This is a genomic window from Cyanobium sp. BA20m-p-22 (assembly GCF_024346275.1).
In the GTDB taxonomy this organism is placed as follows: domain Bacteria; phylum Cyanobacteriota; class Cyanobacteriia; order PCC-6307; family Cyanobiaceae; genus Cyanobium_A.
This window is the reverse complement of the sequence record NZ_JAGQCQ010000103.1, coordinates 1-10,825: the sequence shown is the minus strand read 5'-3', so window position 1 is coordinate 10,825 and position 10,825 is coordinate 1. Positions and strand designations below refer to the sequence as shown.

Annotated in this window: 10 protein-coding genes and 2 tRNA genes; 7 read left to right on the top strand and 5 right to left on the bottom strand. The window is 70.4% G+C overall.

Features of this window, described 5'->3' with window-relative positions; genetic code table 11:
• Positions 1-282: 282 nt before the first annotated feature.
• The 5 genes from murA (at position 283) to KBZ15_RS10265 (ending at position 4,769) form a co-directional block, all read left to right on the top strand.
• Positions 283-1,620, top strand: a complete 1,338-nt coding sequence (gene murA / locus KBZ15_RS10285; RefSeq protein WP_255015127.1) for a UDP-N-acetylglucosamine 1-carboxyvinyltransferase — start codon at positions 283-285, stop codon at positions 1,618-1,620.
• A gap of 12 nt (positions 1,621-1,632) precedes the next feature.
• A tRNA-Leu gene (locus tag KBZ15_RS10280) sits at positions 1,633-1,714 on the top strand.
• Positions 1,690-2,937 (top strand): aspartate aminotransferase family protein, encoded by a 1,248-nt coding sequence (locus KBZ15_RS10275; protein ID WP_396123432.1) that lies wholly within the window; start codon positions 1,690-1,692, stop codon positions 2,935-2,937. Before KBZ15_RS10280 ends, KBZ15_RS10275 begins: the two co-directional genes overlap by 25 nt.
• On the top strand, positions 2,930-4,210 hold the full coding sequence (locus KBZ15_RS10270) for a folylpolyglutamate synthase/dihydrofolate synthase family protein (RefSeq protein ID WP_255015125.1): 1,281 nt from the start codon (positions 2,930-2,932) through the stop codon (positions 4,208-4,210). Before KBZ15_RS10275 ends, KBZ15_RS10270 begins: the two co-directional genes overlap by 8 nt.
• Before the next feature lie 19 nt (positions 4,211-4,229).
• Entirely contained in the window at positions 4,230-4,769 is a 540-nt protein-coding gene (locus KBZ15_RS10265; RefSeq protein WP_396123431.1) for a pentapeptide repeat-containing protein, read from the top strand.
• Here the strand turns inward: KBZ15_RS10265 and KBZ15_RS10260 are convergent.
• The 3 genes from KBZ15_RS10260 to KBZ15_RS10250 form a co-directional block, all read right to left on the bottom strand.
• Entirely contained in the window at positions 4,753-6,063 is a 1,311-nt protein-coding gene (locus KBZ15_RS10260) for an FAD-binding oxidoreductase (protein ID WP_255015128.1), read from the bottom strand. The genes KBZ15_RS10265 and KBZ15_RS10260 overlap by 17 nt on opposite strands.
• Positions 6,064-6,169: 106 nt before the next feature.
• Positions 6,170-7,519, bottom strand: coding sequence for an amidohydrolase family protein (locus tag KBZ15_RS10255; protein ID WP_255015124.1), 1,350 nt, complete (start codon positions 7,517-7,519; stop codon positions 6,170-6,172).
• Positions 7,516-7,944 carry a DUF4359 domain-containing protein gene (locus KBZ15_RS10250; protein WP_255015122.1) on the bottom strand — a complete coding sequence of 143 codons (429 nt, stop codon included), beginning with the start codon at positions 7,942-7,944 and terminating at the stop codon, positions 7,516-7,518. The genes KBZ15_RS10255 and KBZ15_RS10250 overlap by 4 nt, the downstream gene beginning before the upstream one ends.
• Positions 7,945-8,043: 99 nt before the next feature.
• Between KBZ15_RS10250 and KBZ15_RS10245 the strand changes: the two genes are divergently transcribed.
• Positions 8,044-8,116 (top strand) — tRNA-His (locus KBZ15_RS10245).
• A gap of 45 nt (positions 8,117-8,161) precedes the next feature.
• Here the strand turns inward: KBZ15_RS10245 and KBZ15_RS10240 are convergent.
• Together KBZ15_RS10240 and KBZ15_RS10235 are read right to left on the bottom strand one after the other, a co-directional pair.
• The gene (locus KBZ15_RS10240) at positions 8,162-9,232 is read right to left on the bottom strand and encodes a DUF1611 domain-containing protein (RefSeq protein ID WP_255015121.1); all 1,071 of its coding nucleotides are present in this window, start codon (positions 9,230-9,232) and stop codon (positions 8,162-8,164) included.
• Positions 9,226-10,311 carry a dipeptide epimerase gene (locus tag KBZ15_RS10235; RefSeq protein WP_255015120.1) on the bottom strand — a complete coding sequence of 362 codons (1,086 nt, stop codon included), beginning with the start codon at positions 10,309-10,311 and terminating at the stop codon, positions 9,226-9,228. The genes KBZ15_RS10240 and KBZ15_RS10235 overlap by 7 nt, the downstream gene beginning before the upstream one ends.
• 111 nt (positions 10,312-10,422) lie before the next feature.
• On the opposite strand from KBZ15_RS10235, the gene KBZ15_RS10230 reads away from it, so the two are divergent.
• On the top strand, positions 10,423-10,825 hold a 403-nt coding region (locus KBZ15_RS10230; protein ID WP_255015118.1), incomplete at its 3' end, for a glutaminase.

Genomic DNA, 10,825 nt, shown 5'->3' with positions numbered 1-10,825 from the left:
GATGGGGAGACTTGAACTCCCACGACATTGCTGCCACTAGTACCTGAAACTAGCGCGTCTACCAATTCCGCCACATCCGCTTGGCCGTCGCCGGAACGACCCAGAAAAGATAGGACATCAGGGGAGACCCCTCAGCACAAGGTCAGCTCAAGTTCAACGGCCAGGGGGGCTCTTGAGATGCAAGCCCAATGTCTTGAGATCAAGCCAGTTCCGCCAGCGTCCGCCTAGACGGACCCAACTTTTGTTGTCAATATGCCCCAGCAGTAGGTGGACAGCCCTTCCATGAGCTTGAACGCTGTCCAGCCTCGCTCAATTCCTCAAATCATTCTTAACCCCCAGCTGGAGATCAGTGGTGGCCGCAGCCTCAGCGGCGAGCTCCACGTGAGCGGGGCCAAGAATTCGGCGTTGGTACTGATGGCCACCTGCCTGCTCACCCGCGATCCGGTTCGGCTGCGCAACGTGCCGCCCCTCACCGACATCGCGGCAATGGGCGAGATGCTCACCAGCCTCGGTGGCAGGGTGCGGCGCCAGGGTGACTGCCTAGAACTCAGCGGAGAAGCGGTCAACAATTCCACGGCCCCCTACGAGCTGGTGAACAGCCTGCGGGCCAGCTTCTTCTGCATTGGTCCGCTGCTCGCCCGGATGGGCATGGCCAAGGTGCCCCTGCCGGGCGGCTGCCAGATCGGCACCCGGCCCGTGGTGGAACATGTCAAGGGGCTAAAGGCCCTGGGAGCCCAGGTCACCATTGAGCATGGGGTCGTCACAGCAGTCGTCCCCGGCCGGGGCCATCGGCTCACCGGCGGCCGCATCCACATGGACTGCCCCAGCGTGGGGGCCACCGAGACCCTGATGATGGCCGCCGTCCTCGCCGATGGCGAGACGGTGATCGACAACGCTGCCCTCGAGCCCGAGGTGCTTGATCTGGCCGGCTTGCTGATCGCCATGGGCGCCAGGATCCGCGGCGCGGGCACCCCCACGATCACGATCGTCGGCGTGGAGCGTCTCCACGGCGCCGACTACGCGGTCATCCCCGACCGCATTGAAGCCGGCACCTTTCTGCTGGCTGCGGCCATCACCCGCTCCCAGCTCCGGGTTTCGCCGGTGATTCCCGAGCATCTCGGTGCCGTGATCACCAAACTCGAGGAGGCTGGCTGCAGCATTGAGCACGACGGCATCGGCCTCACGATCAAGGCAGACCAGATCAATGCCGTTGACCTGCGCACCCAGCCGTTCCCCGGCTTCCCCACCGATCTGCAGGCCCCTTTCATGAGCCTGCTGGCCACGGCCCGGGGCACCAGCGTGATCACGGAAAATATCTTTGAAAACCGGCTGCAACACGTCGCAGAACTGCAGCGCATGGGGGCCGATATCCGCATGCAGGGCAACACCGCCTTCGTGGAGGGGGTTGCCCGCCTCAGCGGCGCGCCGGTGCGGGGCACCGATCTGCGGGCCTCGGCCGCCATGGTGCTGGCCGGTCTGGGCGCCGAGGGGATCACCACCGTGCGGGGGCTGGAATTCCTCGATCGCGGCTACGCCAACTTGGAGGGCAAGCTCAACGCCGCCGGCGCCCGCATCCAGCGGATCAGTGGCAATGGCAGCGGCGCGGGCATCGCCGCCTAAGCTCTGTATCGCGGGAGCGTGCCGGAATTGGTAGACGGACTCGACTCAAAATCGAGCGCCTTCGGGTTTGTGGGTTCGAGTCCCACCGCTCCCATCTCGCCGGTGTCCACATCAGCAGTGATGGGAACCTATGCCCGCTTCCCGATCAGCCTCACCCGGGGGCGGGGGGTGTGGGTCTGGGACAGCAAGGGAAAGCGCTACCTCGACTGCGTGGCTGGCATCGCCGTGTGCACCCTGGGCCACAGCGACGGGCGGATGAAACGGGCCCTCGGCCGGCAACTGGGCAAGCTCCAGCACGTCTCAAACCTCTATCGGATTCCGGAGCAGGAAGAGCTGGCCGAGCTAATCCGGGCCCGCAGCTGCCTGGATAGGGTGTTTTTCTGCAACTCCGGTGCCGAGGCCAATGAGGCCGCCATCAAGCTGGCCCGCAAGCACGCCAACCTGCGGGGGATCGGCGGCGGCCGCGGCGAAGACCAAGGCCCCCTGATCCTCACCGCCCAGGCCAGCTTCCACGGCCGCACCCTGGCCGCCGTCACCGCCACGGGCCAGCCGAAATACCACCAGGGCTTTGAGCCGATGGTGCAGGGTTTCCGCTACTTCCCCTACAACGACACCGCAGCCTTCGAGGCCCTGCTGGCCAGCTGCCAGGCCGAGGGGCCACGGGTGGCGGCCGTGCTGCTGGAGCCGATCCAGGGCGAGGGCGGGGTCCATCCCGGCAACCGCAGCTTTTTCCAGCGGGTGCGCGAACTCTGCGACGCCCACAACATCCTGCTGATCTTCGACGAGGTGCAGATCGGCGTCGGCCGCAGCGGCCAGCTCTGGGGCTACCAGCAGCTGGGGGTGGAGCCCGATGCGATCACCCTGGCCAAGGGGCTGGGCGGCGGGATCCCGATCGGGGCCCTGGCGGTCAAGGCCGAGGTGGACCACTTCCGCCCCGGCGACCACGCCAGCACCTTCGGCGGCAATCCCTTCGCCTGCCGGGCCGGCCTGACGGTGCTGGCCGAACTGGAGCGCCGCGACCTGCTCAACCACGTTCAGCGGATGGGGGCGCTGCTGCAGGAGCTGCTGGCCGCCCTGGTCAGTCGCCACCCCACCCTGCTGGAGGGGGTCCGGGGCTGGGGCCTGCTGCAGGGGCTGGTGCTGCGCGAGGAGGCCCCCAACGCCCCAGCGATCGTCACGGCCGCGATCGAGCAGGGCCTGTTGCTGGTGCCCGCCGGCCCCCGGGTGGTGCGCTTCGTGCCGCCGCTGGTGATCCAGCCCCGCCACCTGCGCCTGGCCGTCGATCGCCTCGAGCGCGCCCTGGTGAGCCTTGCCTGAACCGCCCGCCAGTGGCGATCCCTTTGCCGACCTGATCGAACCCTTCAGCCGCCGCGGCGTTGACCTGGGCCTGGGGCGGCTCGGGGCTGCCCTGGCCGAGCTGGGCCATCCCGAGCGCCGCTTCGCCGCCGTGCAGGTGGCGGGCACCAACGGCAAGGGTTCGATCTGCACCCTGGTGCACCGGGCCCTGCTGACCTCTGGCCTGCGCGCCGGCCTCTACACCTCCCCCCACCTGGTGTGCTGGAGCGAGCGGATCCTGATCGGGGCCGGGCCGATTAGCGTCGCCAACCTGCGCCGCCAGCTGGAGAGGGCCACGCCGGCCGCCCGCCGCCACCTGCTGACGCCGTTTGAACTGGTGACCGCGGCCGCCTTCCTGGCCTTCGCCGCAGCGGAACTGGAGCTGGTGGTGCTGGAGGTGGGTCTGGGGGGGCGGCTCGATGCCACCACCTGCCACCCCGACCGCAGCGTGATCGGCTTTGCCTCGATCGGTCTCGACCACACCGAGATTCTGGGGCCGGATCCAGCCACGATTGCCGCCGAGAAGGCCGGCGTGCTCCAGCCGGGAGCCAGCGCCTTCAGCGGCCCCCAAGACCCTGCTGTGGCTGCGGTTCTCACCGCCCAAGCCAGGGCGGTGGGGGCCGAGCTGCACTGGGTCGAGCCCTTGGATCTGAACGCCTGGCCCCTGGGGTTGCCGGGAGCCGTGCAGGCGAGCAACGGCGCCGTGGCCCTGGGGATGCTTAGGGCCCTGGAGGAGCGGGGCTGGCCGATCGACGCGGCGGGGATCCGCCGCGGCTTCGCCGGCGCCCGCTGGCCCGGCAGGCTGCAGCAGGTGAGCTGGCGCGGTCGCCCCCTGCTGCTCGATGGGGCCCACAACCTGCCCGCCGCCATCGCCCTGCGGGCCGAACTCGACACCGAGCCGGCCCGCCATGGCCTGAAGCCAGGTCCCCGCGCCTGGGTGCTTGGCATCCTGGCCAACAAGCAGGGGCCAGAGATCGTCACGGCCCTGCTGGCCCCGGGCGATCGGGCCACGATTGTGCCGGTGCCGGGCCACCCCAGATGGAGCCAGCCAGCCCTGGCAGCCGCCTGCCCCCAGCTCGCCCCCCAGCTGAATGCCGCCCCAGATCTGGCCACAGCCCTCGGCCAGCACGGAGCCAGCACGGCACCATTGATAGTTGCCGGCTCCCTCTATCTGGTCGGAGAGCTCCTCGGAGCTGCTCGCCGGGATGATTCACTCCTGGAAGGTGCACTCCTAGATAGGGAAGGTCCAGAGTGAAAGCCCCGACCCCCTCGCCATGGCCCATCCCCTGGGCAAAATCCTGAGCAATGCGCTGGCCCCGGTGCTTGTCTTGAATCGGGTGCTGGCTTTGAATCTGGTCCTGGCTCTGGCCCTGGCCCTGGTGCCAGCGATGCCGGCGGCCGCCGAGTTCAGCGGGGTTGACTACACCCTGACAAACCAGAACGGCCAGGATTTCAGCGGCCAAAACCTGGCCAACACCTCCTTCGCCGGCGCCACCGGACGGCAGGCCAATTTCAGCGGCGCCGACCTGCACGGCGCGATCCTCACCCAGGCGGCCTTCCCGGAGGCCAATTTTGCCGGCGCCGATCTGAGCAGCACCCTGATGGACAAGGTGGACTTCTCCGGCGTTGATCTGACCGGGGCCAATCTGACTGGAGCGATTGCCTCGGGCAGCAGCTTCTATGGCGCCACCGTCACCAATGCCGACTTCAGTGACGCCCTGATCGACCGTCTCGACCAGCGCTCCCTCTGCCGCGACGCCGAGGGCACCCACCCGGGCACCGGCGTTGACACCCGGCTCAGCCTGGGCTGCTGAGCCAGCCGCCGAGCTTGCCGGGGTTGAGCAAACCGGCCGGGTCATGGGCTGCCTTGGCCGCCACCTGGTCGGCATCGACCACCCCCAGGCCCCCATCCTCGACGCTGATCACATGGGGGTTGAACAGCAGGGCGCCCGCTTGGCGGCAGTCAGCCATCAACCGCTCCAGGGCCTCCTCGCCCCGCCAGCGCAGCAGCGGCAGGGCGGCCAGGCGCGCGCCCCCCTGCTGCCTCACGGCCTCCAGGTGCCAGAGCAGGTCATCGCCCCACCGCTCCCTCAGCAGGCCAAGGCAGGGGCCCTCCGGCTGGGGCAGCAGCATCTGCAGGTAGGTCCAATCCGGATTGCGGGCACGCCAGTGCAGGGTGGTGTGGTTCCAGCTGAGTTCGCGCAGCGGCAGGCCCCGGCTGCCGCCCTGGGGCGCCTGCCAGTGGATCTGGCCGCCCAGGGCGGCCAGCCAGGCCGGCAGCACCTCGAGGGCATCCGGTGCGGCCAGCAGCAACAGGCGCTGTTCCGCCGCCAACGGCGCCGGGCAGCCCCCCGGCCAGGGCAGCTGCTGGGCGATCGGCGCTTCCAGCAGGGTCAGGGCCTGGAGCTGGAGGGCTGTGCCCAGCAGGGCCTGGGCTGCCGCCAGGGCCCGATCCCAGCTGTCAAAACCCACCACCAGCTGCTGCCACGCCACCAACTCGGTGGTGGGCAGGCGCAGGGCGGTGAGGATGCCGTTGGTGCCATAGGCATGATTGAGCGGGGTGCTGGCAGCCGCATCGAGCCGCAGCAGCCGGGGCTCGGGTTCGACGGTCACCACCTCCAGGCCCAGCAGGTTGCCCGGATCGCGCAGAAAGCCCCAGCGCAGCGAACCGATGCCCCCGGAGCCGCCGGCGATGAAGCCGCCGATGGTGGCGCTGCGGGCGGTACTGGGCACCAGGCGCAGGGCCCGGCCCAGGGGCTCGAGCTGCTGGTTGAGGCCACCCATCAAGCTGCCGGCCTCCACCTCGATCACCCCGGTGGCGGCATCGAAGTGGCGCAGCCGGTCAAGGCCGCACAGATCGAGCACCAGCCCCCCCTGCAGCGGCACGCACTGGCCGTAATTGCCGGTGCCGGCCCCCCGCACCGTCATGGCAATGCCGTGGCGGGCACAGGCCCCCGCCACCAGCCGCACCTGCTCAAGGCTGGAGGCCGATGCCACCAGCTGGGCCCGGCAGCCCCGCAGCCGCTCCACCAGCACCGGTGAGTAGTCGAAGTAGTCGCGCGAGAGGCGCTCCAATTCGGCCGGTGCCTCCGAACCCAGCAGCGGCATGGACGGATCCAACCGGCCCAGCTCCGCCGCCAGGGCTGAGATCCGGGCCTCTGGATATCTAAAAAAGCCGGAATAATCGGGCTGTTTGGAATAGTCGGGGTACAACTCAGCCATGGGAGACGGGGGCGGGGGCTGGTAAGCGGGGAGGGCCGGGGGCGAATAGGAGGGGGGAGGGCAGCTCCTGCTCGGGAGGGAGCAGCCACTGGCCGCCGCGCAGCACCCGCCGCTGGGGCGGCCGGGCCAGCAACTCGCCCCAGGAGCCTGCCCCCAACAGCACCAGGTCGGCGGGGGCACCCACCCTCACCACCCCGTCCCAAGCCAGTTGGAGCACCGCGGCGGCGGCGGTGCTGAAGGGGGCCAGGCCAAGGCGCTGCCAGGGCATCAGCTGACACAGCGGCGCCGCCAGGCGCAGCAGCTCGATCGGATCAAAATCCCCGCCGGGATACCAGGGATCCTGCACGTTGTCGCCGCCTATGGCCAGCCGCACCCCGGCCCGCTGCAGGCTGCGGATCGGCGCCAGCGGGCGGCGCCAGGGGGTGCGCGCCACCCGGCGCCCCAGGAGCCAAAAATTGGTAGTCGGTAGGGCCACAACGGCGATCTCCGCCTCGGCCAGCCGGTCGGCCAGCCGGTCGCAGGCCCGCGCCGGGAGCAGGCCCATGCTGCTGGCGTGGCTGCAGGTGATCGCCACGGCCCGGCGCTGCTCCAGGGCCAGCCCAGCCACCAGGGCGACCCCGACGCCGGGATAGGCGTCGGATTCATCGACGTGGAGGTCGACGCCACAGCCACAGCGCTCGGCCAGTTCAAGCAGGGCCAGCAACGCCTCCCGATCGCCGATGCGGCGGGCAAGCCCCTGGCCATAGGGGGGGCCGATCACCCCGCCCAGCAGCCCCTGGCCGTCCGCCACCCGGCGGGCCAGGGCAACGCCGTCGGGGCTGAGCCAGTGGTCCACAGGTGCCATAGCCACCAGCTGCAGCTCCACCCGGCCAAGCCAGCGCTGGCGGGCTTCCAGCAGGGCATCCCAGCTGGGCTGGGCCGCCGGCCCCAGGCTGTCAACGTGGCTGCGGATGGCCCGCAGACCATTGCGCCAGGCCCGATCCAGGGCCCGCTCGGCCCGCTCGGCCACCTGCTCGGCCGAACGCTCGCCGTGTTCGCGCAGGTTGGCCTCCATGGCCGCGGCCATGGTGCCCTGGCGGTTGGGAAAGGCGACGGCGCTGAAGGCCTTATCGAGGTGGGCATGGGGCTCCACCAGGGGCGTGAGCGCCAACGGCAGCCCGGCGGCCGTAGGTGGCGCCGCGGCCGGCAGGGGTTCGATCGCCGTGATCTGGCCAGCTGCTATCCGGAGCCGCAGCGACACCAGGCCATCGGCATCGGCCCCAAAGCCCACCGCCAGCCGTGGATCCAGCAGTCCGCGGGGCAGGCGCACCAGCAGCGAGCTGGGCCCAGCAGCAGGGTTCACGGCCCCTCCTGGGAGTTGTCGCTGCTGACCGCGATCAGCACAAACTGGCCGGCCACTGCCAGCACGGTGGAGCGGAAGCGCGGCACCTGCCAAGCCAGCACGGTCTGGCCACCCACCTCACTGCGGTAGAGGCTCGCCACCATCAGGTTGGTGCGGCGGGTGTGGCTGGCCACAACGCCAGCCAAGGCCTGGCGCTGGCCCTCCACCAGCTCCTGGCAGTTGGGGATCGCCAGCCGCATCAACACGGGCAGGCCGCCCTTGACGCAGAGCTCATCGCTGATCTCATCGACCAACCGGTCGGCAGCAAAAGCCTCGAAGTCGGCCGAAGCTGGGTTGGTGAGGGCCAGGCCGGCACTGGCCAGCACCAGCAGGAGCAGGCCTGAGCGCCAGGGGGCACGGGCGGGGAGGTCCGGACGGCCGGGCAAACGAGGCGTGGCTGAATGGCTTTCCAGGTTGGCACTAAATCGATCCAGGAACTGGAAAACCCCCTGGCCGGGAGGCTTGGTACATTTGGGTTGTTCAAGGCGGGCGTCGCCAAGCGGTTAAGGCAGCGGCTTGTGGTGCCGCCATCCGGGGGTTCGAATCCCCTCGCTCGCCCTTGTTGCCCAGCCGTTTCCACCCAGGTGGGGACGGTTTTTTTATTCAGCCAGCGGCCAGCAGGGCATCCAGCAGCTGACCCGCGCCCTGCCGCACCGGATCGACGCAGGCCAGACCCGTCTCGGCGGCGGTGGCCGCCAGGGCTGCGTCTGCTTCAGCGCTGGCGAGCCGGGCGGTGTTGAGCGCCACGGCCCGCACCCGGGGCCGCAGGCCATCGGGCCGGCCCAGGGCCGCCAGCGCCTCCACGGCGGCGATCAGCTCCGGGAGGGGGGGAATGGCCACTGGGGCCGCCCCGGGCCTGGTGCGCACCTGGCTCTGGCCAGCACGATGCACCAGCAGCAAATCGGTGGGCTGGCTGCCGCGCAGCAGCGGCAGGGTGGCGGATGACCCCGGGTGGCAGAGGGAACCCTGACCCTCGACAAGCACCAGCGCTGCTGGCCCAGCCCCGGCGGCCGCCTGCAGCACCGCCCCTTCCACCGCCCCGGCGGCGTAGTCCACCCGCACCGCATCGAGGGCCACCCCGGTGCCGGCGATCAGGATCCCCGCCTGGCCCGTGCCCACAAAGCGGGCATCGAGCCCCCGGCGCAGGGCTTCCGCCTGCAGCTCCAGGCAGGCACTCATCTTGCCGACGGCCATGTCGGAACCCACCGCCAGCAGTCGCCGGCAGGGCAGGGCAGCCGCCCGCGCCGTGGCCACCGCCAGGGCTGGGGGCTCCTGGCGCAGGTCCCAGATCCACTGGCCGGGCCGGGTGCAGGCCCCTGCCAGCTCGGGATCGTCGCCCAGGCGACTGTGCAGACCACTGGCCAGGTTGAGCCCCGCCTGGAGCCCCACCAGCACATCGGCGCGCATCAGCTCCGGCAGCCGCCCACCGGAAGGGGCCAGGCCCACCACCGCCGCCGCGGGCCCGTAGGCCAGGGCGGCGGCCATGTCGGCCACCACCGGCACGGCCCGGGGGATGCCGGTGGTGGCCAGCAGCTCGGCACCGGCGAAGGCCGGATCGATCACGGCGACGATCGGGCCGGAGCGGTAGCGCAGCATGGCCAGGCCGGTCTTGCCCGAGAGGTCGTCGAGGCCGCCGTGCTGCAGCAGCACGATCGGGTCGGAGGCGCTCAACATGGCTCCTGCCTCAGGCTGATGCCCAGCCCGGCCCCCGAAGGGGGCACCAGCACATCGGCGTCCAGGTGCAGGCCGCTGAAGGGGTCATCCACCAGGTTTAGGTGGCTGTCAAGGTCGGGCCAATTCACCAGCGGCAGCAGTTGGGCGGCGGCGCCGTTGAGCAGGGCGGCATCGGAATAGCAGCCGACCATCACCCCCAACCCCAGCCGCCGGGCCGTCCGGGCCATCAGCAGGGCTTCGGCCAGGCCGCCGCTCTTAAGCAACTTGATGTTGATGCCGTCCACGTAGGGGGCAAGCCGCAGCAGATCGGCCAGGTCCCAGCAGCTCTCATCGGCCACCAGCGACAGGGGAGCTTCGCCGTGCAGGGCCGCAAAGCCAGCGCTGTCAGCCTCCGGATCCAGCAGCGGGGCCAGGGGCTGCTCCAGCAGCACCACCCCCGCGCGCTCCAGGGGCTTGAGCATCGAGCGGGCCGTGGCCAGATCCCAGCCGCCGTTGGCATCCACCTGCAGCTCGCAGGGCCCACCGGTGAGCTGGCGCCGCTGCTCTAGCGCCCGTGCCACCGCCTCCAGCAGGGCCAGGTCGTGGGCCACCCCCTCGGGGCTGCCCAGCTTGAGCTTGATCCGGGTGGCGGGCAACTGGGCCCACCAGCGCTCGAGCCGCGCCAGCCCAGCCTCGGGGGGGCCTAAGCCGAGGGTCACGCTGGTGGCGACACAGGCCCCCGGATCCAGCCCCCAGAGCCGGTGCAGCGGCTGGTTCAACCGCTTGCCCCACAAGTCGTGCAGTGCCAGATCCAGGCCGCAGCGGGCCGGGGGGCTCAGGGCGGCCAGCAGGGGCTCCAGGGCCTGAAGGGGCTGGGGCGCCAGGGCCTCCAGCCGGGGGGCAAATGCCTCCAGCTCGGCCGCAACCGCATCGGTGGCGTAGTGGCGGTGGCCGGTGTCGAAGCCACCGGTCTCGCCGCTGCCCGTGAGCCCGTCGTGGGTGATCCGCACCAGCAGGTGCTCCACGGCGGCGGTGGTGCCCCGGCTGATCGCCAGGGGCACGGCCTTGGTGAGGCGAAAGCTTTGCAGGCTCAGGCGCATCGGGGAGGCAGGTTCGCGCCGATCAAAACAGCTTCACGCTGGCACGCTAGGGCGATTCCACCCTCCGGTCTGTCCTCAGTGATCCCACGACCGCCGCACCAGAGCGAGCCGGTGCACGCCGCCCTAATCCAGCAGGTGCTGGAGCAGCTGCACCGGGAGCTGCTCCCCTGCCGGGAGGGGAAGCTGGCGGACTACATCCCTGAGCTCGCCAAAGCCGCTCCCGACAATTTCGCCATCGTGCTGGCCACCGCCGATGGCCGGGTCTATGCCGTTGGCGATGGGGACACCGCCTTCACGATCCAGTCGATTTCCAAGCCCTTCATGTATGGGCTTGCCCTGCGCCTGCTCTCGCCGCCGTTCATGCGGAAGAAAGTGGGAGTGGAGCCGTCGGGCGACTCCTTCAACGCCATCAGCCTCGACCCCCAGTCCGGCATTCCCCGCAACCCGATGATCAATGCCGGGGCTATCGCCACGGCGGCCCAGGTGTGGCGCCACGAACGCGACCGGGCCGAAG

Coding starts and splice junctions, on each gene's coding strand:
- murA (WP_255015127.1), top strand. CDS start 283: ATGAGCTTGAACGCTGTCCAGCCTCGCTCAATTCCTCAAATCATTCTT.
- KBZ15_RS10260 (WP_255015128.1), bottom strand. CDS start 6,063: ATGCCGCTGCTGGGTTCGGAGGCACCGGCCGAATTGGAGCGCCTCTCG.
- KBZ15_RS10235 (WP_255015120.1), bottom strand. CDS start 10,311: ATGCGCCTGAGCCTGCAAAGCTTTCGCCTCACCAAGGCCGTGCCCCTG.
- KBZ15_RS10240 (WP_255015121.1), bottom strand. CDS start 9,232: ATGTTGAGCGCCTCCGACCCGATCGTGCTGCTGCAGCACGGCGGCCTC.
- KBZ15_RS10265 (WP_396123431.1), top strand. CDS start 4,230: ATGGCCCATCCCCTGGGCAAAATCCTGAGCAATGCGCTGGCCCCGGTG.